At 73.9% G+C, this 21849-nt stretch carries 19 protein-coding genes; 6 read left to right on the top strand and 13 right to left on the bottom strand.

The window, feature by feature from the left end:
• Positions 1-2: 2 nt before the first annotated feature.
• The 3 genes from RMN57_RS17365 to RMN57_RS17375 are packed head-to-tail and all read right to left on the bottom strand — an operon-like array spanning position 3 to position 2274.
• On the bottom strand, positions 3-1229 hold the full coding sequence (locus tag RMN57_RS17365) for an NADH-quinone oxidoreductase subunit C (protein WP_313764270.1): 1227 nt from the start codon (positions 1227-1229) through the stop codon (positions 3-5).
• Positions 1226-1867 carry an NADH-quinone oxidoreductase subunit B family protein gene (locus tag RMN57_RS17370; RefSeq protein WP_313764271.1) on the bottom strand — a complete coding sequence of 214 codons (642 nt, stop codon included), beginning with the start codon at positions 1865-1867 and terminating at the stop codon, positions 1226-1228. Before RMN57_RS17370 ends, RMN57_RS17365 begins: the two co-directional genes overlap by 4 nt.
• Positions 1858-2274 carry an NADH-quinone oxidoreductase subunit A gene (locus RMN57_RS17375; RefSeq protein WP_313764272.1) on the bottom strand — a complete coding sequence of 139 codons (417 nt, stop codon included), beginning with the start codon at positions 2272-2274 and terminating at the stop codon, positions 1858-1860. Before RMN57_RS17375 ends, RMN57_RS17370 begins: the two co-directional genes overlap by 10 nt.
• A gap of 441 nt (positions 2275-2715) precedes the next feature.
• Between RMN57_RS17375 and RMN57_RS17380 the strand changes: the two genes are divergently transcribed.
• Positions 2716-3855: a sensor domain-containing protein gene (locus RMN57_RS17380; protein WP_313767864.1), complete on the top strand. Its 1140-nt coding sequence runs from the start codon at positions 2716-2718 to the stop codon at positions 3853-3855.
• Between the two features lie 172 nt (positions 3856-4027).
• On the opposite strand, the gene RMN57_RS17385 is transcribed toward RMN57_RS17380, so the two are convergent.
• Entirely contained in the window at positions 4028-5107 is a 1080-nt protein-coding gene (locus RMN57_RS17385; RefSeq protein WP_313767865.1) for a trypsin-like peptidase domain-containing protein, read from the bottom strand.
• A gap of 193 nt (positions 5108-5300) precedes the next feature.
• Between RMN57_RS17385 and galE the strand changes: the two genes are divergently transcribed.
• On the top strand, positions 5301-6287 hold the full coding sequence (galE, locus tag RMN57_RS17390; protein ID WP_313764273.1) for a UDP-glucose 4-epimerase GalE: 987 nt from the start codon (positions 5301-5303) through the stop codon (positions 6285-6287).
• Between the two features lie 154 nt (positions 6288-6441).
• Here galE and RMN57_RS17395 read toward each other — a convergent pair whose 3' ends face one another.
• Positions 6442-8820, bottom strand: a complete 2379-nt coding sequence (locus RMN57_RS17395) for a PQQ-binding-like beta-propeller repeat protein (protein WP_313764274.1) — start codon at positions 8818-8820, stop codon at positions 6442-6444.
• Between the two features lie 430 nt (positions 8821-9250).
• Between RMN57_RS17395 and RMN57_RS17400 the strand changes: the two genes are divergently transcribed.
• Positions 9251-9898 carry a TetR family transcriptional regulator gene (locus RMN57_RS17400; protein ID WP_313764275.1) on the top strand — a complete coding sequence of 216 codons (648 nt, stop codon included), beginning with the start codon at positions 9251-9253 and terminating at the stop codon, positions 9896-9898.
• A gap of 359 nt (positions 9899-10257) precedes the next feature.
• Here the strand turns inward: RMN57_RS17400 and RMN57_RS17405 are convergent, their stop codons facing one another.
• The 6 genes from RMN57_RS17405 to RMN57_RS17430 form a co-directional block, all read right to left on the bottom strand.
• Positions 10258-11202 carry a beta-ketoacyl-ACP synthase III gene (locus RMN57_RS17405; RefSeq protein WP_313764276.1) on the bottom strand — a complete coding sequence of 315 codons (945 nt, stop codon included), beginning with the start codon at positions 11200-11202 and terminating at the stop codon, positions 10258-10260.
• 173 nt (positions 11203-11375) lie between these two features.
• The gene (locus tag RMN57_RS17410; protein WP_313764277.1) at positions 11376-12668 is read right to left on the bottom strand and encodes a L,D-transpeptidase family protein; all 1293 of its coding nucleotides are present in this window, start codon (positions 12666-12668) and stop codon (positions 11376-11378) included.
• 148 nt (positions 12669-12816) lie between these two features.
• Entirely contained in the window at positions 12817-13980 is a 1164-nt protein-coding gene (mqnE, locus tag RMN57_RS17415; protein WP_313764278.1) for an aminofutalosine synthase MqnE, read from the bottom strand.
• 62 nt (positions 13981-14042) lie between these two features.
• The gene (locus tag RMN57_RS17420) at positions 14043-15005 is read right to left on the bottom strand and encodes a threonine/serine dehydratase (RefSeq protein ID WP_313764279.1); all 963 of its coding nucleotides are present in this window, start codon (positions 15003-15005) and stop codon (positions 14043-14045) included.
• A gap of 5 nt (positions 15006-15010) precedes the next feature.
• Entirely contained in the window at positions 15011-15472 is a 462-nt protein-coding gene (locus RMN57_RS17425; RefSeq protein WP_313764280.1) for an Lrp/AsnC family transcriptional regulator, read from the bottom strand.
• Positions 15473-15601: 129 nt separating this feature from the next.
• Positions 15602-16258, bottom strand: a complete 657-nt coding sequence (locus RMN57_RS17430) for a UbiX family flavin prenyltransferase (protein ID WP_313764281.1) — start codon at positions 16256-16258, stop codon at positions 15602-15604.
• Positions 16259-16345: 87 nt separating this feature from the next.
• Here RMN57_RS17430 and RMN57_RS17435 point away from each other — a divergent pair, with 87 nt between their 5' ends.
• The 3 genes from RMN57_RS17435 (at position 16346) to RMN57_RS17445 (ending at position 20334) form a co-directional block, all read left to right on the top strand.
• Positions 16346-17089 (top strand): cyclase family protein, encoded by a 744-nt coding sequence (locus RMN57_RS17435; protein ID WP_313764282.1) that lies wholly within the window; start codon positions 16346-16348, stop codon positions 17087-17089.
• Positions 17090-17229: 140 nt separating this feature from the next.
• On the top strand, positions 17230-17940 hold the full coding sequence (locus tag RMN57_RS17440; protein WP_313764283.1) for an MOSC domain-containing protein: 711 nt from the start codon (positions 17230-17232) through the stop codon (positions 17938-17940).
• A gap of 261 nt (positions 17941-18201) precedes the next feature.
• Positions 18202-20334 carry an LPXTG cell wall anchor domain-containing protein gene (locus tag RMN57_RS17445; protein ID WP_313764284.1) on the top strand — a complete coding sequence of 711 codons (2133 nt, stop codon included), beginning with the start codon at positions 18202-18204 and terminating at the stop codon, positions 20332-20334.
• Between the two features lie 107 nt (positions 20335-20441).
• Here RMN57_RS17445 and RMN57_RS17450 read toward each other — a convergent pair whose 3' ends face one another.
• Both RMN57_RS17450 and RMN57_RS17455 read right to left on the bottom strand, forming a co-directional pair.
• On the bottom strand, positions 20442-20810 hold the full coding sequence (locus RMN57_RS17450) for a VOC family protein (RefSeq protein ID WP_313764285.1): 369 nt from the start codon (positions 20808-20810) through the stop codon (positions 20442-20444).
• 49 nt (positions 20811-20859) lie between these two features.
• Positions 20860-21744, bottom strand: a complete 885-nt coding sequence (locus tag RMN57_RS17455; protein ID WP_313764286.1) for a hypothetical protein — start codon at positions 21742-21744, stop codon at positions 20860-20862.
• Between the last annotated feature and the right edge of the window lie 105 nt (positions 21745-21849).

Genomic DNA, 21849 nt, shown 5'->3' on the forward strand with positions numbered 1-21849 from the left:
GTTCACGTGCTGTCTCCGTCCTGGCCGGCCTGATCGGCCGGCGTCTCGTCGGTCGTCCCGTCTGTCGTCCCGTCCGCCGGGGGCCCGGCCTTCGGCGCGGGCTTCGCTTCGGTCGCCGCTTCGGTCGCCGGCTCGGTCGCCGCCTCGGGCTTCACCTCGGGCTTCGCCCCGGTCGCCGTCGCAGGCTCGTCGTGCGCGGGCACGGGGTTGTGCCAGGGCGCGTCCGCGGACTGCGGCCGGGCCGGCGCCGGCCGCTCGGGCCTCGCCCCGGCGGCGCCGGAGTCGGCCCCCGCGCCGGTCGTCTGGCTCGCGGAGCCGTCCGAGGCCGTCCTGGTCCGGCGCGGCCGGTCGGCCCGCACCGGCGGCGCGGCGGTCTCCGCCGCACCCGCGACCGGCGCGCCCTCGACAGCCGCACCCTCGACGGCCGCGCTCTCCGCGGCCGCACCCGCGGCCGCCGCGCCTTCGACCGCCTCGGCGGCCTGGCTCGTGGAGCCCTCGGCGACCGACCTGGTCCGCCGCGGCCGGTCGGCCCGCACCGCGGCAGCACCCTCGGCCGCACCGGCAGCGGCACCCGCAGCGGCACCGGCACCGGCACCCGCTCGCGGCACCCGGGCCGCGCCCGCCGCCCGCGCACCGCGCGCGGGCCGCTCGGCGACCGGCGGCAGGGTGCCCTTGAGCGGCCCCCACTCGTTCGGGTCCGGCACGCCGGCCGGCTGCATCTTGCGCCGCGCCGGCCCGTCGCCGTGGTCGGACTCGCCCGGCTCCTTGGCGCCCGGCCAGGCCTTGGCGACCCGGGCCGCGAGCACGAACTCCTTGCGCAGCGGGTACCCCTCGAAGCCGTCCGGCAGCAGCAGGGTGGCCAGGTAGGGGTGCCCGGGGAAGTCGATGCCGAACATCTCGTGCGTCTCGCGCTCGTGCCAGGCGGCGCCGGCGTACACCGGGACGGCCGTGGGCAGCGCGGCCCCGTCGCGCGGCACGCGGGTGCGCACAGCGAGGTGGCGCACGCCCGGCACGTCGGCGGAGGCGAGGTGGGCGACCACCGAGAAGCCCTCGGCGAGCTCGTCCACCGCGCTCAGCCAGTCGAAGAAGGAGAGCCCGAGGACGTCGCGGGCCGCGGTGAGGGCCTCGATCCAGTGCTCGGCGGGCACGTCGACGGTGATCAGCCCGTACGCCTCGGCGCCGGTGGCCCACTCGCCGACCGACGCCGCGTACTCCTCTGCGGTGCTCATGCGCCTCCTCCGTCCGAAGCGGTGTCCGGCCCGGCCACCAGCGGGCGGCGCAGTGCGGCGGCGGGCGCGGCGTACCGGCCCGGCAGGGACTCGGCGGCGATCTTCTCCTGGAGCTTGAGGATGCCCTGGAGCAGCGCCTCCGGCCGCGGCGGGCAGCCCGGCACGTAGACGTCGACCGGGATGATCTGGTCCACGCCCTTGGTGACCGAGTAGGAGTCCCAGTACGGGCCTCCGGAGTTGGAGCAGGCACCGAAGGAGATGACGTACTTCGGCTCGGGCATCTGCTCGTACAGGCGCTTGACGGCCGGCGCCATCTTGTCCGTGACCGTCCCCGAGACGATCATCAGATCGGCCTGGCGGGGGCCGGGCGCGAACGGGATGACACCCATCCGGATGAAGTCGTGCTTGGCCATGGACGCGGCGATGAACTCGATCGCGCAGCAGGCCAGGCCGAAGTTGAAGCACCAGAGGCTGTAGCGCCGCCCCCAGTTGAGGACGACCTTGACCGGGTCCGGCGCGAGGCGGGCCAGCGGGCCGATGCCGCGGCGCTCGACGGCCGCGCCGGGGCGGGACGGGTCGGGCAGGCCGAGCGGGACGGGGCCTCCGGCGCCGTGCGAGTGGTTGTGGGTCACGTCCATTCCAGAACGCCCTTCTTCCAGGCGTAGAGCAGCCCGACCGCGAGGAAGCCGATGAAGACGAACATCTCGATCAGCGTCCCGGCGCCGTACCCGGGGGCGGCGAAGACGGTCGCCCACGGGAACAGGTAGATCGCGTCGACTGCGAAGATCACGTACAGGAAGGCGTAGACGTAGTACCGGATCTGGGTGTGCGCCCAGTCCCCCCCGACCGGGTCCACGCCGCACTCGTAGGCGAGGAGCTTCTCCGGCGAGTACACCACCGGCCGCAGCAGCCGGTTGGCGGTGAACGCCACGGCGACGAACAGCACGCCGACCACCGCGAGCAGGCCCATCGCGGCGTACGCGTCGAAGTAGCCGCTACCGACCGCCGGGTCGGCAGCGACGGCAGCCGCCTGCTGCCCCTCCATGCCACTCGCCTCCACATCGGCCGTGGAAACCGCCCCTCAAGGCAGTTCTACGACGTTTCTTTACACGGTCATAACCATCGCCAATGCGTGAGTCTAAGTGCACGGCCGTGGACCACCGCACCCTGCCCGATCCGCAAGACAACCCGTGGACAGCCGGTGACGCCCGGCGGACGCGGGGCCGGGCACCGGGACGGCGCAGGGGCCGGGCACCGGGACGGCCCGGGGGGTCCGCACCGGGAGGGAGGCGGGGGTGGGGATAACCCCCGCCCGGGAAGACGGAGCACCCCCATGGCCCCGACCGCCGCCGACCCGGGAAGCTTGGACCACCAGCTCGACCGAGAGGGACGGTAGATCCAGATGAAGCCAGAGCACCGCGGCACCGCGGACGCCAGCGACGAGCAGGGCACGCGCCCCGAGCGCACCCCGCTGTACGGCGCGCGGATGTGGCGGCAGGCCGGGCAGCTGATGCTCAACCTGCCGATCGGCATCGCGGGGTTCGTCTTCGCCGTCGCGCTGCTCTCGATCGGCCTGGCCCTGTCGGTCACCGTGGTCGGGCTGCCGCTGCTCGCCGCCGGGCTGGCCGGGTGCCGGGCGCTGGGCGGCGTCGCCCGCCGCCGGGCCCGGTCGGTGCACGGCTCCGGGGTGAGCGAGCCGCCGCCGGTGCACCGGACCCGCCCGGGGGCCACCGGCTTCGCGATCGCCCACCTGACCGACGGGCTGAGCTGGCGCTCGGCCCTCTACTGCGTCCTGCTGCTGCCCTGGGGCGTGCTGAGCTTCGCCCTGACGCTGGTCTGCGTGATCGTCGGCTGGCCGGTGCTGCCCTGGGTGATCCGCTTCGAGTCGGCGGTCGACCGGATGCTGGTGGAGATCCTGCTCTTCCCCGGGGCTCTCTCCGAGCGGGTCCGCGAGCTGGAGGACGACCGCGGCACGGTGGTCGACACCGCCGCCGCGGACCTGCGCCGGATCGAGCGCGACCTGCACGACGGAGCCCAGGCCCGGCTGGTGGCACTGGCGATGGACCTCGGCATGGCCAAGGAGCGGCTGCGGGAGACCGAGACGCCCGAGGACGTGCGGGCCGCCGCGCAGATGGTCGACAACGCGCACGGCGAGGTGAAGCTCGCCCTCCAGGAGCTGCGCGACCTGGCCCGCGGCATCCACCCGGCGGTGCTCACCGACCGCGGCCTGGACGCGGCGCTCTCCTCGGTGGCCGCCCGCTGCACCGTGCCGGGCGGGGTCAAGGTGCACGTCGAGCTGAGGAACGGGAACGGCGAGCCGGAGCGCCCGGACTCCGCGGTCGAGGGCATCGCCTACTTCACCGTGAGCGAGCTGCTGACCAACGTCTCCAAGCACTCCGGCGCCACGTCCGCCACCGTGGACGTCTGGCGGGCCGGCGAGCAGCTGATGGTGCTGGTCCAGGACGACGGCAAGGGCGGCGCGGCCCCGTACCCGGGCAGCGGCCTGGCCGGGCTGGCCGAGCGGATCCGGGCCGTGGACGGGGTCTTCCTGGTGGAGAGCCCGCACGGCGGCCCGACGACGGTGACCATCGAGCTCCCCTGGCGGACCCGGGCGGCCCGCCGCTGAGCCCGGCCACTGAGCCCCGGCACCGGCACCGGCCCGCCGGGGCCCAGGGCTGGCACCGGGAGGCCGAAGCGGCCGGGACCCCACCGAGGCAGTGGGCGGGGTCCCGGCCGCGACCCGTCCGGCGGCCGCCCGCGGACCCTTGCGCGGCGGGCGGGCGGCCTCCGGCGGGGCCTCAGGGGGTCGCCAGGGTGCCGAGGGTGACCTCGGCGGTCCTGGACTGGCCGTCCCGGGTGTAGGTGACGGTGGTCTTGTCGCCCGGGGAGAGCGAGGCCAGCGCCGTGGTGAGCGCGTTCAGCGAGTCCACCGTGGTGTCGCCGACCTTGGTGATCACGTCGCCGGCCTGGAGGCCCGCCGCCTCGGCCGCGCCACCGGCGGAGACCGCCACGATGACCGCGCCCGCCGGGCGGAACTCCTGGTCGAAGTAGGTCCGGGCGGTGATGCCGAGCGCGGCCCGGCCGGAGTTGGTGACCTTGCCGTCCTTGATCAGCTGGTCGGCGATGCGGGTGACGGTGGCCGCCGGGATGGCGAAGCCGATCCCGGGCGCGGCGGCGGTCCCGTTGCTCTCGGGCTCGGTGGCGGCCAGCGTGTTGATACCGATCACCTGACCGTTCAGGTTGACCAGCGCACCGCCGCTGTTGCCGGGGTTGATCGCGGCCGAGGTCTGCACCATGTTGCCGATGGTGGCGCCCGGCGATCCGGGGCTGTCGGGCTCGGAGACGGTCCGGCCGGTGGCCGAGACGATGCCGTCGGTGACGCTGCTGGAGAGCCCCAGCGGGCTGCCCATGGCCAGCGTGATCTGCCCGAGCTGGACCTTGCCGGAGTCGGCGAAGACGGCCGGCTTGAGACCGCTCGGCGGGCTGGTCAGCCGGATCACCGCGAGGTCGGAGTCCGGGTAGCTGGCGACCAGGGTGGCGTCCAGCGGCTTGGTGCTGTTGGCCAGCGTGACCGTGAAGTTGGTCGCGTTGCCGACCACGTGGGCGTTGGTGACGATGTCGCCCTTGTCGTCGTAGACGATCCCGGAACCGAGCCCGCTGCCGGTGGTGATCTGCACCACCGAGGGCAGCACGTCGGTGATCACCTTCCGGTAGGCGTCCTCCAGCTGGTTGGCGGGGCCGGTCGGCTGGGCGGGCGCGGTGGCGGTGGCACCCGTGGTGGCGGCGGCCGGGGACGACGCGGACGACGAGCCGCTGCTGCAGCCCGCCACGACCGACGCGGTGAGCACGGCGACGGCCGCCAGGACGGCCGTGCTCACGCCGAAAGCCTTGGGCCCGGTCGGCCTCGGCCCGGCCGGGATCGGGCGGGTGGGCTCCTTCTTACGGTTCACCTTGGCTCCCTCCGAGTCCCTGCACAGAGATCTTTGTCAGCATTTCACCGAAATGTCCGAATGCCGCGCACCGACTCGCCCGGCCACCTTCCCGGCGGGGACGGGCCCGTAAGATGCGGCCATGACTTGGTTGATCACCGGCGGCGCCGGATACATCGGCGGGCACGTGGTACAGCAGCTCATCGAGGCCGGCGAGCGCGTCGCCGTCCTCGACGACTTCAGCACCGGCGACCGCACCCGGCTGCCGGAGGGGGTCGCCCTGATCGAGGGCTCGACCCTGGACCGCGCCGTCCTCGACGCGGCCATCCGCGACCACGCGGTGGAGGGCATCCTGCACTTCGCGGCGAAGAAGCAGGTCGGCGAGTCGGTCGAGAAGCCCTTCTTCTACTACCGCGAGAACGTCACCGGCCTGCAGACCGTGCTGGAGGCCGCGGCCGAGGGCGGCGTCAAGCGCTTCCTCTTCTCCTCCTCCGCCGCCGTCTACGGCATGCCGGACGTCGACCTGGTCACCGAGTCCACCCCGTGCGCGCCGATGAGCCCGTACGGCGAGACCAAGCTGGCCGGCGAGTGGCTGGTCGCCGCCGCGGGGCAGGCCCACGGCATCTCCACCGTGGCGCTGCGCTACTTCAACGTGGCCGGCGCCGCCTCGCCGGAGCTCTCCGACGCCGGGGTCTTCAACCTGATCCCGATGGTCTTCGAGCGGCTCACCGCCGGTCAGGCCCCGCGCATCTTCGGCGCCGACTACCCGACGCCCGACGGCACCTGCGTGCGCGACTTCATCCACGTCTCCGACATCGCCTCCGCCCACGTGGCGGCCGCGAAGCGGCTGGCGTCCGACCCGGCCGGCGAGACCTCGCTGGTCCTCAACATCGGCCGCGGCGAGGGCGTCAGCGTCAAGGAGATGCTGGACGTGATCGGCAAGGTCACCGGCTACGACGCCACCGGCGAGGTCACCCCGCGCCGCCCCGGCGACCCGGCCCGGGTGGTCGCCTCCGCCGACCTGATCCGCCGCGAGCTGGACTGGACCGCCCGCTACGGCGTCGAGGAGATGGTGGCCTCGGCGTGGGAGGGCTGGTGCAGCCGCCACCCCGAGGCCCGCAAGAAGTAGCACCGGGGCCGTAACGCCGCACAGGCAGGGGCGGGAGCCGTACGACGGCTCCCGCCCCTCGCTGTTGTTGGCCCCTCGCCTCCGGGACGGCTCGGGGCGGCTCGGGGCGGCTCGGGCGGGGTGCGCACCCGCCTCCGCCCCGTGCCGGTGCCGGTCAGTGCGAGGGCACCGCCGTGCCGTAGAAGGCGTCGAGCGCGTAGACGCAGCGGTCCTTGCTGCCGACGAAGACCTTCCCGCCGACGGCCACCGGCGAGCCGGTCAGCTCGCCCTTGGTGCCGAGCTCCCAGCGCAGCTGACCGCTCGCCAGGTCCAGGGTGTGCAGCGAGTGGTCCCGGCTGCCCAGGTGCACCAGGCCGTCGGCCACCGCCGGCGAGCCGACGATCTCGCCGCGCGCGGTGTACCGCCACCGCTCCCGGCCGCCGGCCGCCTCGAAGGCGTACAGCACCTCGCCGCTGCCGACCAGCACCATGCCGTCGCCGACCACCACCGGCTCGGCGCCCTGCCGGTTGCCGGTGACGCCGCGCCAGCGGTCCCGGCCGGAGGCCGCGTCCAGCGCGTACACCGTGCCGAGGTAGTCGGCGACGTACACCGCGTCCGCGTCCAGGACGGGCGGGGTGAAGAGCACCACCGGCGCGTCGAAGCGCCAGCGCTCGGTGCCGCTCGCCGCGTCCAGCGCGTACACCCGGGTGCCGGCCGTCACGTACAGCACTCCGGCCCGCTCCACCGGGCGGGACGGCACGTCCTCGCCCACCGGGAAGGACCAGCGCAGGCCGCCGCCGCGCGGGTCCACGCAGCGCAGCCGCCCGCCGCCGTAGTAGTACGCGGCGCCGCCCACCAGGGCCGGGCCGGACTGCGGGTTCTCGTAGTCCTGCTGGGCGTCGTCGGCGCGCCAGAGCTCGGCGCCGTTCGCCGCCGAGCGCAGCTGCACCCCGCCGCCCCGGACGCCGCAGCAGAGCACGCCGTCGGCGGCGTCCAGCGAGTAGACCCAGCCGTCCAGCGAGTGGCGCCAGCGCTCGGTGCCGTCCGCGACGTCCACCGTGTACAGGTGCGGGCCGTCGGCCGCGTGCACCCGGCCGGCGTCCACCGCGAGCGCCCAGGCGACGTCCCGGGTCTTGTAGCGGCGCTGGCCGGAGGCGATGTCGAGGGCGTGCACCTCGAAGCTGGAGACGAACAGCGTGCCGTCGGCGACGACCGGGGTGCCCCAGACGTCGTTCGACATCCGGAACCGCCACGGGCGCCAGCGGGCGGCCCGCACCGGCGGCGGGGTGGCCCGGCGGACCCAGTCGGTCTCGGCGGGCGCGGTGACGGGCCCGGCCTGCTCGGCCCGCGGCCCCGGGCCTATCCGTACCGAGGCGCCCGGCAGCTTGACCTCGGCCGCGCTCCCCCCGGCGACGGGGGCGCGGTGGCTGCGGGGGGCGGCGATCTTCTCGGTGGCGGCCTCGGTCTCCGGCCCCGGCAGGGCCGGCGCGGCGTGCACCGGCCCGGTCCCGGGCGGGGCGTGCCGGCCGACGGGGTGCCTGGTCCGCGGGTCCTCCTGGACCGGGACGCGCGGCGGCGCGGGCTGCGGCGGCTGCTGCTCCGGACCGGGCGGGACCGGCCGGGGCGGCACCGGCGGGGTCGGCGGCGGGGCGGCCGGGGTCTGGCGGCGGCCGCGCTTGCGCTCGATCAGCTCCAGCGCGTTGACCGGCAGCCAGTCGCCCGCCTCGCCCGAGGCGTCGTCCCGGGAGAAGAGGTGCGGGGCCAGCTCGGCCTGGATCTGGGCCGGGGTCGGCCGGTGCTCCGGGGAGGGCCGCATGCAGGCGCGGACGAGGTCCACCAGCTCGGCCGGCAGGCCGGAGAGGTCGGGCTGCTCGCGCAGCAGCTGGAACACCGTCTCGACCGGGTTGGCGCCCCGGTAGGGCGGGTGGCCGGTGGCGCAGAAGACCAGCAGCGAGCCGAGCGAGAAGACGTCGCTGGCGCCGGTGACGCCGCGGCTGTCCCGGGCCTGCTCGGGCGACATGTACGCCGGGGTGCCGACCGCGACGTTGGTCATGGTGAGCCGGGTGCTGGAGACGCCGGCCGCGATGCCGAAGTCGATCACCCGCGGGCCGTCCTCGACCACCAGCACGTTCGAGGGCTTGAGGTCGCGGTGGACCAGTCCGGCCGCGTGGATGGACTGCAGTGCCTCCGCTATGCCGGCGACCAGCCAGCGCACCGCGTCCACCGGCAGCGGCCCGCACTCGCCGACCAGGTCCTCCAGGGACGGCGCCGGGACGTACGCGGTGGCCAGCCAGGGCACCCGCGCGTCGGCGTCGGCGTCGACCACGGCCGCGGTGTAGAAACCGCCCACGGTCTTGGCGGCCGCGATCTCCCGGGCGAAACGGACCCGGAACAGCTCGTCCTCCGCCAGCTCCCCCCGGACGGTCTTGATGGCCACCCGTCGACCGGCGGGCGACCGCGCCAGGTAGACCAGCCCCATCCCACCCGCGCCGAGTCGCCCCAGCACCTCGAAGGGCCCGATCCGCCTCGGATCGTGCGCCGTCAGCTGGTCCACTCCGCTGCCACCTCCCCGTTTCCGCACCCGCCGCGTGGTGCCGGACCCGATTCTCCAATGCCGCCGGGTCCATCTCCAACCTCCCCCGCCCAGAGGCCTGCACAGGCCGGTCACCGTCCGGCCAGTGGGGGCAGAACGGCCGGATTCTGACGTCCGCTCCGTCGGCGGCTTGCGCACGGCGCCTCCGGCGCTCTCGCGCGGCACGGGCGGATCGGCCCCCGAAATCGTCACGCCCTGTCACCGGACCGCCCCTCAGCGAAGGGTCCGTCACGCTGTGGGGTCAAAAGCACACGGGGGGGCTCCATACCGGGCCGCCCGATCGCGGTGAATATCCGTCCGAACTGCTTCGGACCCCCCGGCCGAACCCCCGAGCGGAGTAATTGTCACATCACCGAATCGCGCCAAGATCGTGCCGCGGTAAGCTGACGGCATGACAGGACAAGTTCGCACCGTCGACGGTCGCGTCGCCGGGCGACGCGGACAGGAGACGCGGCAGAAGCTGCTCGACTGCCTCCGCGAGATGCTCAGCACGTCGCCCTATCGGGACGTCAAGGTCATCGACGTCGCCCGTATGGCGGGTACCTCCCCCGCGACCTTCTACCAGTACTTCCCGGATGTCGAGGGCGCTGTCCTCGAAATCGCCGAGGAAATGGCCAAGGACGCCGACACCCTCAAAGAGCTGGTGGCCGGAAAGTCCTGGGCAGGGAAGTCCGGCACGGCCACTTCGGAAGAACTGGTCGACGGATTCCTCGCCTTCTGGCGCAAGAACGACGCCATTCTCCGAGTGGTCACGCTCGGTGCCGCCGAAGGGGACAAGCGGTTCTTCAAGATCCGCATGACGGTCCTCAACGCGGTCGCCAAGCCGCTCACGGATGCCGTCAAGGAACTCCAGGCGAAGGGCCAGGCCGACAAGTCGCTCGACGCGGCCGCCGTCGCCGGGTCTCTGGTCTCGCTGCTCGCCTCGGCGGCCGAGCATCAGAAGGCCTTCACCTCCTGGGGCGTCAAGGTCAAGGACCTCAAGCCCAACCTCGCTCCCCTGGTGTACCTGGGCGTCACCGGCAAGAAGCCGCCCAAGTAGACCGATCCGCCTACCCACCCATCCGCTCCGCGCGCAGCCCCGGCCTCCTGTCCGGGGAACGACGGACGGCGGCCGTGTCCTCGGGGGAGGTCCGCCGGCGGTCCGCAGCGCGCCCGACATGCCGGTGGGCGGGCACCCCGTCGAGGGTGCCCGCCCACCGGCATGTTCGCGTTCCGAGGTGGTGTGTGCGCCTTTCCGCGCCCGCTGGAGCCCTCCCGGGGCTCCCGGGGCGCCCGGGAGCCCCGGCGGGGCTCCAGCGGGCCTCAGCGCCGCTCAGCGCCCCTCGGGGCCGCGGCGACCAGGCCCGGCGGCCATCGGCGGCAGCAGCGCTCAGGAGCAGCAGCTCAGGGCAGCGGGTCTCAGGGGCAGCGGACGACCTGGCCGGCGTACGCGAGCCCGCCGCCGAAGCCGAACAGCAGCACCGGGTCACCGGGCGACAGCTCGCCGCGCTCGACCAGCTTGGAGAACGCCAGCGGGATCGACGCGGCCGAGGTGTTGCCGGAGTCCACGACGTCCCGGGCCACCACCGCGTCGGTGGCGCCCAGCTTGGACGCGATGGCGTCGATGATCCGCAGATTGGCCTGGTGCGGCACGAAGCCCTTGAGCTCGGCGGGATCGATCCCGGCCTTCTCGCAGGCCTGCCGGGCCAGCGGGGCGATCTGGGTGGTCGCCCAGCGGAAGACCGACTGGCCCTGCTGGCTGATGACCGGGTCCCAGCCGGTGATCACCACGGCGTCGCCCCGCTCCGGCTCCGAACCCCAGACCACCGGGCCGATGCCGGGCTCGGCGCCCTCCTCCTGGGCCTCCACCACCGCGGCGCCGGCGCCGTCGCCGAAGATCACGCAGGTGGACCGGTCGGTCCAGTCGATGGTGTCCGACATCCGCTCGGCGCCGATCACCAGCGCGACGCGGGCCGCGCCGGCCCGGATCGCGTGGTCGGCGGTGGCCAGCGCGTACGAGAAGCCCGAGCAGACCGTGTTGATGTCGTAGGCGGCCGGCGCGCGCACGCCCAGGCGGGCGGCCACGGCGGCGGCCGTGTTGGGGCTGCGCTCGATCGCGGTGCAGGTGGCGACCACGACGAGGTCGACGTCGGCGGCGGTGCGGCCGCTGTTGGCCAGCGCCTTCTGGGCCGCCTCGGTCGCGAGGTCGACCAGCGTCTCGCCCTCGGCGATGTGGCGGGTCCGGATCCCGACCCGGCTGCGGATCCACTCGTCGTCCGTGTCGACCAACACCGCCAGGTCGTCGTTGGTGAGGACCTTGGGGGGCTGGTAGTGCCCGAGTGCCACAATGCGCGAACCGCTCATAAAGCCACTCAACCGGGTTACCCGCTGGTCAGCGGGGCGCGACCGGCTACAGGATCCGACCCGGGAAGCTGTAGGAGGCCCACAAGAGGCGTTGCGGCGCCCGGGTCGTGGGGTGGTCGCGGCGGGCGCGCGCCGGGCGTCCGGAGGGCTCCGGAGGGCGTCCGGCGGGTCGTTCAGGCGGCCAGCGAGGCCGCGTCGCCCATCACGATCACCGGGTGGGCGGCCGGGTCGAGGGTCCGGATCAGCTCGGCCATCTTGTCCTCGGGTATCGAGACGCAGCCGTGGGTGGGGCCGTCGTGGTCGACGTGGATCCAGATGCCGCCGCCCTTCTTCGAACCCATCGGGCGGCGCGGGTCCAGCGGCGAGTTCCCGGCGACGCGGTTGTAGTTGATCGCGACCACGTAGTCGAAGGAGCCCTCCAGCTGGTCGCCGAAGAAGCCCGTCCCGGAGACCACGAAGGCCGGGTCCTTGTCGTACGGGAGCTTGCCCCCCGGGTCGGCCTTGCGACCGCCCGCGTCGGTGAGGCTGAAGACACCGATCGGGCTGCGCAGGTCGCCCTCCTTGTGATCGGTCGTCCAGCCGCTGTTGCCGTTGTGGCCGTGCCAGGTCTCGCCGGCCAGCCAGCGGCCCTCGGGGGTGCGGGTCCAGAGGGTGACGGTGTTCTTGTTGGCGTTCTTGTCCTCGCCGGAGGCCAGCACCACCTGGGTGGTCTCGGCGGGTATCCGGGCGGTGAAGGCGGCGCCGAGCCCGGGTATCGCGGCCACCGAGGCGTCCGGCCGGGCCTCGCTGCGGGCGGCGGCGGGGGCCTCGGCCTGCCGGTCGGCGGCGGCCTGGGCGGCGGGCGCCGCGGCCTGCGGGGCGGGCTGGTCCGGGGTGGAGACGCCCTCGGGGCCGGGGCCGTCGGCGGCCGTGACGCCGGGCTTGGCGCCGTCCTGGCCGACGGTGTACCAGCCGGCGGCGGCCGCGAGCAGCAGCGCGGTGCCGGCGGTGATGGCCTTGCCGTGGCGCTTCTTCTTGGGCTTGCGCCGGTGGCCGCGGGCGGCCGTCCGGGAGCCGACCGGGGCCGGGGCGTCCGGCGCGGCGGGTGCGGTGGACGGCCCGGGCACCGGGGCGGGGGCCGGCGCGAAGACGGAGTCCGGGTCGTAGGAGGGACCCTGCTCGTGGCCGGGGTCCGGTTCGTGGGCGTCCACCGGCGCCCGGCCGGGGTACGGCCCGAACGGCTGGTCGTAGGCGTCGAACGCGTCGTGGCTCTCGTAACCGCCGTAGCCCTGGTGGCCCGCCTGGCCGTCGTACGTCTGGTACGCGCCGTACGACTGGTTCCCGCCCGTCCCGTACTGCTCCGAGGCGTCGTACGCCGGGTACGACGCCTGCTCGTACACCCCGTAGGACGGCTGCGGCACCTCGTATCCCGGCTCGTGCATCGGCTCGTACGGCGGGTACGTGGTGGCGCGATGGGAACCGGACATGTGGCCGATCCTGCCAAACCAACGGCCCGTAGGGAAACCCGGGGCCTGTGCGGGGGCGGTGAAGGCTGTGCCGACACCGTGGAGACGCACCGCCCCCCGGGCCGCGACGCGGGCCCGGGGGGCGGTGGAAGGCGCTGGTGGGAGCGGGTCAGAGGCGCATGGCCTGCGGGGTCTCCCGACGCGTCAGATCCGGGCCGTCGTACTCCCGGATGACCTCGTAACGGGTGTTCCGCTCGACCGGTCGGAAGCCGGCGTCCCGGATCAGGCCGAGCAGGTCGTCGCGGCCGAGCTTGTTCGGGGTGCCGAAGTTGTCCGCGTCGTGGGTGATCTTGTACTCGACCACCGAGCCGTCCATGTCGTCCGCGCCGTGGCTGAGCGCCAGCTGAGCGGTGGTGACGCCGTGCATCACCCAGAAGACCTTGACGTGCGGCACGTTGTCGAAGAGCAGCCGGGAGACCGCGAAGGTCTTCAGCGCCTCGGCGCCGGTGGCCATCTCCGTGCGGGCCATCAGCTTGTTGCGCACGACGCCGTCCTTGGAGTCGTGGAAGTCGTGCTGGTAGCGCAGCGGGATGAAGACCTGGAAGCCGCCGGTCTCGTCCTGCAGCTCGCGCAGCCGCAGCACGTGGTCGACCCGGTGGCGCGGCTCCTCGATGTGGCCGTAGAGCATCGTCGACGGCGTCTTGAGGCCCTTGCTGTGGGCGAGCCGGTGGATCCGCGACCAGTCCTCCCAGTGGGTGTCGTGGTCGACGATGTGCTGGCGGACCTCCCAGTCGAAGATCTCCGCGCCGCCGCCGGTCAGCGACTCCAGGCCGGCGTCGATCAGCTCGTCCAGGATCTCGTCGGCCGGCATGCCGCTGATCCGCTCGAACCAGTGGATCTCGGTGGCGGTGAAGGCCTTCAGCGAGACGTTCGGCAGCGCCGCCTTCAGCTCCCGCAGCGAGCGCGGGTAGTAGCGCCACGGCAGGGTCGGGTGCAGCCCGTTGACGATGTGCAGCTCGGTGAGCGAGTCCACCTCCATGGCCTTGGCCAGGCGGACGGCCTCCTCGATGCGCATGGTGTACGCGTCCTTCTCGCCCGGCTTGCGCTGGAACGAGCAGTACGCGCAGGACGCGCTGCACACGTTGGTCATGTTGAGGTGGCGGTTGACGTTGAAGTGGACGACGTCGCCGTTCTTCTGCGTCCGCACGTGGTGGGCGAGCCCGCCCAGCCACGCCAGGTCGTCGCTCTCGTAGAGCGCGATCCCGTCCTCACGGGTCAGCCGCTCACCCGCGTAGACCTTCGCCTCCAGCTCGCGCTTGAGCCCTGCGTCCATGCGGTGCCCCGCCTCCTCCGACTTCGAATCAATGCCGGAACGAGCGTACGCCTATGCCCCGCTCAGACTGCGAGCAGCTCCGAGAGCAACGCCGGGTCGATGTTGCCGCCGCTGACCACCGCCGCCACCACCTGGCCGCCGACCTCCGCCGACCGGTGGAAGTACGCGGCGGGCGCCACCGCGCCGGAGGGCTCCGCGACCAGTCGGCCGCGCCGGGCCAGCAGCGCCACCGTGGCCCGGATCTCCTCCTCGGAGACCGTCACGATGTCGTCCACGTAGGCGGTGAGGTGCTGGAACGGCAGCTCGCCGACGGACGGCGTGCGCAGGCCGTCCGCGATGGTCCGGTAGGTGTCGGCGACCGGCCAGCTGAGCCGCTCGCCGGCCCGCAGGCTGGCCTGGGCGTCGGCGGCCAGCTCGGGCTCGACGCCGACCACCCGGACGCCCGGACGGGTGAGCTTGAGCGCGGCCGCCGTCCCGGAGATCAGGCCGCCGCCGCTGACCGGCACCAGCACGGTGTCCAGCTCGGCCGGGGCGTCCTCGGCGATCTCCAGGCCGACCGTGCCCTGGCCCGCGATGATGTACGGGTCGTCGTACGGCGGCACCCAGACGTAGCCGTGCCGCTCGGCCAGCTCGACCGGCAGCGTGTCCCGCTCCTCCGGCGCGACGACGACCACCTCGGCGCCGAACGCGCGGGTCGCGTCGACCTTCACCGCCGGCGAGGTGTCCGGCATCACGATGACGGCCTTGATGCCGAGCAGCCCGGCCGCGTACGCCACCGCCTGCGCGTGGTTGCCGCTGGACTGGGCGACCACGCCGCGGGCCCGCTCCTGCTCGGTGAGCGCGGCCAGCCGGTTGTAGGCGCCGCGGGTCTTGAAGGCGCCGGTCGGCTGGAGGTTCTCCGGCTTGAGCCAGAGCCGGCGCTCCCCGGAGCCCGCCCAGGGGGCGGGGACCAGCGGGGTCCGTACGGCGACCCCGGCGATCCGCTGCCGAGCCGCCCGCAGCTCCTCCAGTCCGACCAGTGCCATCGTGTTCACTCCCCTTCGACGAGCGGGAGTTCGCTGACCCGGTTCTCCCACTTCGTGGAGAGTACGACGGTGGTGCGGGTCCGGGCCACGCCCTTCGTGCCCGAGATCCGCTTCACCACCGACTCCAGGCCGGCCACGTCGGCCACCCGGACCTTGAGCATGTACGAGTCGTCACCGGCGATGAACCAGCAGTCCTCGACCTCGCTGAGGTCCTTCAGCCGGAACGCGACGTCCTCGTGGTCGGCCGCGTCCGTGAGCTGAAGGCCGATCAGGGCCGTGACGCCGAAGCCGAGCGAGGCCGGGTTGACCGTCGCCCGGTAGCCGGTGATGACCCCGGCCTGCTCCAGCCGGTTGATCCGGTCCGTGACGCTGGGGCCCGACAGGCCCACCAGTCGGCCCAGCTCGGCGTAGGACGCACGGCCGTTCTCCCGGAGCGCCTGGATGAGCTGTCTGTCCACCGTGTCCATATACCGTCCGCGTCCTTCCGAACCTCACCAGACCCACAGATCATTATCCGGATTCAAAGGCGCCATGCGCGGAACAACCCGGATATCGCAGAGAACATACTCTCCCGGTTTCAGCCCGCTCACGCCCCCTCACTCCGGTGGCGCGGCGTCGCGCGCGGCCGCGCCCAACTCGCCCTCCCAGCGGCGGTACAGCGTGTGCGGCACGCCGACGGCGTCCAGCACCCGGCCGGCCACGAAATCGACCAGTTCGCGGACGGTGGAGCCGCCGGCGTAGAAACCGGGCGAGGCGGGGAGCACGACGGCGCCCTGCGCGTCCAGCTCGACCAGGTGCTTCAGGGTGACCCCGTTGAGCGGCGCCTCACGGACGCAGACCACCAGCGGGCGGCGCTCCTTGAGGGTGACGCTGGCGACCCGCTGCAGCAGGTCCTTGCTCAGGCCGAGCGCGATCCCGGCCACCGCACCGGTGGTGGCGGGCACGACCAGCATGCCCTTGGCCGGGTAGGAGCCGCTGGACGGGCCGGCCGCGAAGTCCCCGGCCGACCAGTACCGCACGTCGTCGAGCTCACCGGGGTCGGTGCCGAGCCAGGCGGCCAGGTCGGCACGCCAGTGCGCGTCGCGGAAGGAGATGCCGGTCTCGTCCAGGATGGTGAGCCGGGCCGCCCGGCTGACCACGAGGTCCACCGCCTCCCCCGCGGCGAGCAGCGCCCGGATCACGGAGGCGGCGTACGGCGTTCCGGACGCGCCCGAGACCCCTACCACCCACGGCTGACGCTTCGCTGTTCCCATGCCCCCTTTCTATACGGCGGGCCCCGCTTCTATACGGCGGGCCCCGCGGCGGCTCCATCCGGCGTCACCCCTGGGAGGATGGGCGGCATGGCAGCGACCCTCGTCGACCTCACCCACCAGGTGACCACCGCGATGCCGGTCTACCCCGGCGACCCGGCCGTCCTCCTGGAGCCGGCCCTGACCACCGCCACGGCCGGGGTGAACGTGCTGGCCCTGCACCTCGGCTCACAGTCCGGCACCCACGTGGACGCGCCGTACCACGTGGACGTCACCTGGCCCACCCTGGACGGCCTGCCGCTGGAGCGGTTCACCGGCCCTGCGGTCGTGGCCGACCTGCGCGGCCTGGAGCCGCGCGCCGAGCTGACACCGGAGCTGCTCGCCCCCGCGCTGGAGCGGGCCGGGGCCGGCACCGTGCTGCTGCTGGCCACCGGCTGGGCCCGGCACTGGGGCACCGACGCCTACCTCGCCCACCCCAGCCTGACCGCCGAGGCGGCCGAGGCGATCGTCGCGGCCGGGGTGCGGACGGTCGGGGTGGACGCGCTCAGCGTCGACCCCACCCCCGACCCGGGGCCGGGCGACCCGGCGGTGGCCGCGCTGCTGGCCGACCTGACCGACGAGCACGACCAGCCGGGCGCTGCGGAGCCCACGCTGGCCGCGCACCGGGTGCTGCTCGGGGCGCCCGGCGGCGGGGTGATCGCGGAGAACCTGACCGACCTGCGGGAGCTGCTGGACGCCCAGCAGGCCGGACGGCCGGTGGAGGTCTCGCTCTTCCCGCTGCGGCTGGTGGCGGCCGACGGCGCGCCGGTCCGGGCGGTGGCACGGCTGGGCTGAGGGGGTGCTCGGGCCGGGGCGCCCGGCTCGAAGGCGGGCCCGGAGCGATGGCGCGCCCGGCTCGAAGGCGTGCCCGGGCTGAAGGCCCGTCGGCACTTGGTCTAGACCATCCCCGGCGGGCGCCGCTACGCTGTCAGCCCATGGCAGAGATCATCGGAGTGGTCGAGCAGCTCTGGCGCTACCCCGTGAAGTCCACCGGCGGTGAGCGGCTCGACTCCGTCGAGGTCGACGACCGCGGCCTGGCCGGCGACCGCCTCTACGCCGTCCGCGACGGAGCCGGCAAGCTCGGCTCCGGGAAGAACACCCGGCGCTTCCGCCGGATGGACGGCCTGCTCCGCCTCTCCTCCCGGCTCGGCCACCGGCTCGACCGCCCCGAGCTCCTCGACCCGCTCGGCCGACCGGTCGCCGATCCCACCGCCTTCCTGCGCGCCTACCTCCAGCGCCCGGACGTCGCGCTCGCCCGCGAGGACGCCGTCTCCCACTTCGACCAGCTGCCGGTCAGCGTGCTCACCACCGCCACCCTGGACTGGGTGCGCGAGGCCGTGCCGTCCGCCGTGGTGGACGAGCGCCGGTTCCGCCCCAACGTCCTGCTCCGCACCCCGCCCGGCACCCCGCCCTTCGTCGAGGACACCTGGTTCGGCCGGGAGGGCCGCGGCGGCACCGGGGTCCGGCTCGCCTTCGTCCGGGCCAGCGAGCGCTGTGCGATGACCGCCGCCGCCCAGCCCGGACTGCCGCACGCGCCGGAGATCCTCAAGGCCGTCGTCCACGCCCACGACGGCCGGCTCGACGCCCTCGCCGAGGTGGCCGCACCCGGGCGGCTCTGCGTCGGGGACGCCCTCTCGCTCGGGTAGGCCACCTCCGGAGACAGCGAACCGCAGACAGAGAACCGCAGGTCAGAGCGGTCGCAGAAGATTCTCGAAAAAGTTTGGAACCCACCTGCAACCCCCACGGGCCCCACACGTCTGTGTAAGTGAGCGGCGGGGAAGCCCGCCCGCCGACGGGGATCGCACGTGGCGCCGAGACAGCGCTCAGTCCGCGAGTCCGGCCACCGCATCCGTACCACGGCTGCCGACGCACGTCCGCAGCCGGAACCACCCTGGGGGATCATCAGAATGTCTGTCACCGCGCGCAGCCGCCGTTCCCGCTCCACGGTCCTGACCGCCGCCACCCTCGGCGTGCTGCTGGCCACCGGAGCGGTCGTCTCGGCCCCCGCCGCGTTCGCCGCCGAGGTCCCGCCGGCCGCCACCGCCCCGGCCACCACCGCGCCTTCCGCTCCGGCCGCTCCGGTTGCCAAGGCCGCCCCGGCCGCCCCGGCCGCCAAGGCTGCGGACGAGGCCGGCAAGGCTGCGGACGAGGCCGGCAAGCCGCAGCTGACGGTCAACCCGCCGGCGTCGATCGGCCACGGCGGCCAGGCGGTCGAGTTCACCGAGACCATCACCAACCCCGGCACCGCCGAGGCGTCCTTCGCCCTGAAGCTCGACGCGAGTGCCCCCGGCGCCCGCGGGACGGGCCGCATCAGCATCGAGTACCGCGCCGCGGACGGCTCCTGGAAGCCCGTCGCCCTGGCCTTCGCCTCGCCCCACTTCACCGGCGAGATCACCGGTGTGACCGTCGCCGCCGGCGCCACCAAGACCGTCCAGCTGCGCATCGCCGCACCGCTCTACAACGACTGGGGCAACTGGGACTCGCCCGTCACGCTCAGCTCCGCCGTGCTCGACCCGGCCGCGAAGACCGTCCTCGCCGAGAGCACCAAGGAGTTCACGGCGAAGGCCCTCACCGTACAGACGAAGAACGCGCCGACCGGCATGGTGGCCGGCGGCGCCCCGGCCGAGTTCGACATCACCTTCACGAACGCCAGCGCCTCGCGCTACACCGACGTCGACAAGGTCGTGGAGGCCGACGGGCGCAGCACGCTCCAGGTGCAGAAGGCCGACGGCAGCTGGGAGAACATCACCGGCGAGCCCAGCCGCCAGCCCGGCTCCAAGCAGGTCACCTACCACCTCACCGAGGACAAGACCCTCGCCCCCGGCGGCAGCGACACCCGGCACGTCCGCCTCGCCTTCGCCGCCGACGCCCCGCTCGGCAAGGCCTACATCAATCCGCTGGCCGTGCAGCACATCCCGGGCTACATGGACGCCGCCCGCGGCCCGCAGTACGTCGAGATCAACCTCACCGCGGCCCCGGTCGCCGGCAAGCCGGAGCTGACGGTTAAGGAGCCGTCGTCGATCGGCTACGGCGGCGCGCCCGTCGAGTTCACCGAGACCGTCAACAACCCCACCGGCACCGCGGTGCCGTTCACCCTGAAGCTCAAGGCGAGCAACGTCCACGCCCGGGTGCGCGACGCGTTCTCCATCGAGTACCGCGACACCGACGGCACCTGGAAGCCGGTCGAGCTGACCTACAGCCAGTCCGCCTGGGCCTTCGACTTCTCCGGCAAGATCACCGGCCTGGACGTCGCGGCCAACACCACCAAGACGGTCCAGCTGCGGCTCGCCGCCGTGGGCAACAACGACGCCGGCGGCTACAACCAGCCGGTCAAGCTCTACTCGGCCGTCGTCGACCCGGCGGAGAGCACCGTGTTCGCCGAGACCACCAAGGACGTCACCGTGAAGTCCCTGGCCGTCCAGCTCAAGAACGCGCCGACCACCGCCGTCGCCGGCGGCGCCCCGGCCGAGTTCGACATCACCGTGAACAACCCGAGTGCCTCTTCCTTCGCCAAGGTCGCCACCCTCCTGTACGCGGACGCCCACAGCACCCTGCAGGTGCAGAAGGCCGACGGCACCTGGGAGAACGTCACCGCCACCCCGAGCCGCCAGTCCGGCGGTCCGGTGAGCTACCGCGTCGGCAACGACGACCTGGCGGCCAACGCGGGCACCACCAAGCACGTCCGCCTGGCGTTCACGGCCGAGGCCAAGCTCGGCAAGACCTTCATCAACCCGGTCGCCGCCATCAACGAGGGCACCACGCACGCCACCACCGCGGGCCCGCAGGGCAGCCAGATCGAGCTCACCTCCGCCCCGGAGGCCACCGGCACCACCGGCACCACCGGCAACGGCACCACCGGCACCGTCCGGAACGCCGGCTTCACCACCAGCACCACCGGTGGCACCACCTCGGCGGCGGTCGGCGGCGAGCTGGCCCACACCGGTTCGGACGGCATGGAGAAGGCCGCGATGGGTGCCGGCGCGCTCCTCCTGGCCGGCATCGGTGCGCTGTTCGCCTCGCGCCGCCGCCGTTCCGCCTGACGATCCCCCCATGCCGAGCCCCGGCCTCCCCGGCCCCCACCCGGGAGGCCGGGGCTCGGCCCTTTCCGGGCACGGGCCGGCGGCCGGGCCGTCAGCCTCTCCGTCGTTCAGCCGGGGATCAGGCAGAACGGGTGGCCGGCGGTGTCCGCGTAGACCCGCCAGCCTCCGGCGTCACTCAACCGGGTGGCGCCGAGCGCGAGCACCTCGCGCTCGGCCGCATCGAGGTCGGCCACGTCGATGTCCAGGTGCACCTGCTGCGGGTGGGCCGGGTCGGGCCACCGCGGCGGCCGGTGGTCGGCCACCCGCTGGAAGCAGATCACCGTCCCGTCCTCCGTGTGCAGGGTCGACCAGTCCGCGTCCAGTGACCAGCGCCGGTCCGGCCGGTCCACCTCACCGCCCAGCAGCCCCGCGTAGAACCGGGCCAGTGCGGCCGGGTCCGGGCAGTCGAGCACGATGCACTGCAGCTTGCCGATCACGTGTCTCCTCCAAGAGTCGGGTGAGCCGATTCTCCCGGTCGGCCGGCGGTCAGCGGGCGGTGGCAGCGCGGGCGGCGACGGCGGCGGCGAGCCGCTGGAGGCCCTGCGGGGTGTGGCCGAGGAAGAGGTTCGGCTCGATCAGCTCCAGTTCCATCACCACCGGCTCCCGGGCCTCGTCCAGGGCCAGGTCGACCCGGGCGAAGAGCAGGGCGTCCGGGGCGGGGGCCGCCGCCAGGGCGGCCCGGGCGGTGCGCAGCTCCGCCTCGGTCGGCTGGTACGCGGCGATGCCCGGGTGGGCGACCCGGTCGTTGTCGATGACGCCCGGCTCGGTCAGCACCGGCCCCTTGCGGATCGCGTGGCTGAACGCGCCGTCGACGAAGACCAGGGCGCGCTCGCCCTCCGCCACCAGCGGGAGGTACGGCTGCACCATCACCGTGCGGCCCTCGTCCAGCAGCATCCGGGCGTGGCGCAGGGCGTCCGCGGACCGGCCGGGCTGGTACCACGCGGTGTCGCGGGCCCCCGCGGAGACCGCGGGCTTGACCACCACGCCCGCGGCCCGGTCGAAGTCGGCCTCGGCGTGCGGGGCGCCCGGTTCGAGGATCCGCGTCGGCACCACGGGGACACCGCGCCCGGCCAGCTCCAGCAGGTAGCGCTTGTCGCTGTTCCAGCGCACCACCGGCGCCGGGTTGAACAGCCGGGTGGCGCGGGCCGTCGCGTCGGCCCAGGCCAGGAACTCGCCGAGCCGCTCCGAGTAGTCCCAGGTCGAGCGGACGACCGCCAGGTCGAACGCCTCCCACCCCGGGCGGTCCGCGTCCCAGGCCACCGGCTCGGCCGCCAGCCCCTCGGCGCGCAGCGCCTCGACGACCAGCGCGAGATCGGGGTCGTACTCCGCGTGGGTGAGGCTGGTCACGACGGCGATCCTGGCAGTGCTCACGCGACTCTCCTGGGTCCGGATCCCGGGGGATCCTCGGTGTGGGGACGGCCGTGGTGAGCAGGGGGCTCACACGTCCGGGTGAACATCCTGCCCGGTGACCGGAAT

Source organism: Kitasatospora sp. CM 4170 (assembly GCF_032110285.1).
Taxonomy (GTDB): Bacteria; Actinomycetota; Actinomycetes; order Streptomycetales; family Streptomycetaceae; genus Kitasatospora; species Kitasatospora aburaviensis.

Bases quoted from the DNA above. Each gene is read 5' to 3' on its own strand.
- RMN57_RS17365 (WP_313764270.1), bottom strand. From the start codon at position 1,229: ATGAGCACCGCAGAGGAGTACGCGGCGTCGGTCGGCGAGTGGGCCACC.
- RMN57_RS17370 (WP_313764271.1), bottom strand. From the start codon at position 1,867: ATGGACGTGACCCACAACCACTCGCACGGCGCCGGAGGCCCCGTCCCG.
- RMN57_RS17375 (WP_313764272.1), bottom strand. From the start codon at position 2,274: ATGGAGGGGCAGCAGGCGGCTGCCGTCGCTGCCGACCCGGCGGTCGGT.
- RMN57_RS17380 (WP_313767864.1), top strand. From the start codon at position 2,716: ATGTGGCGGCAGGCCGGGCAGCTGATGCTCAACCTGCCGATCGGCATC.
- galE (WP_313764273.1), top strand. From the start codon at position 5,301: ATGACTTGGTTGATCACCGGCGGCGCCGGATACATCGGCGGGCACGTG.
- RMN57_RS17400 (WP_313764275.1), top strand. From the start codon at position 9,251: ATGACAGGACAAGTTCGCACCGTCGACGGTCGCGTCGCCGGGCGACGC.
- RMN57_RS17405 (WP_313764276.1), bottom strand. From the start codon at position 11,202: ATGAGCGGTTCGCGCATTGTGGCACTCGGGCACTACCAGCCCCCCAAG.
- RMN57_RS17410 (WP_313764277.1), bottom strand. From the start codon at position 12,668: ATGTCCGGTTCCCATCGCGCCACCACGTACCCGCCGTACGAGCCGATG.
- mqnE (WP_313764278.1), bottom strand. From the start codon at position 13,980: ATGGACGCAGGGCTCAAGCGCGAGCTGGAGGCGAAGGTCTACGCGGGT.
- RMN57_RS17420 (WP_313764279.1), bottom strand. From the start codon at position 15,005: ATGGCACTGGTCGGACTGGAGGAGCTGCGGGCGGCTCGGCAGCGGATC.
- RMN57_RS17425 (WP_313764280.1), bottom strand. From the start codon at position 15,472: ATGGACACGGTGGACAGACAGCTCATCCAGGCGCTCCGGGAGAACGGC.
- RMN57_RS17430 (WP_313764281.1), bottom strand. From the start codon at position 16,258: ATGGGAACAGCGAAGCGTCAGCCGTGGGTGGTAGGGGTCTCGGGCGCG.
- RMN57_RS17435 (WP_313764282.1), top strand. From the start codon at position 16,346: ATGGCAGCGACCCTCGTCGACCTCACCCACCAGGTGACCACCGCGATG.
- RMN57_RS17440 (WP_313764283.1), top strand. From the start codon at position 17,230: ATGGCAGAGATCATCGGAGTGGTCGAGCAGCTCTGGCGCTACCCCGTG.
- RMN57_RS17445 (WP_313764284.1), top strand. From the start codon at position 18,202: ATGTCTGTCACCGCGCGCAGCCGCCGTTCCCGCTCCACGGTCCTGACC.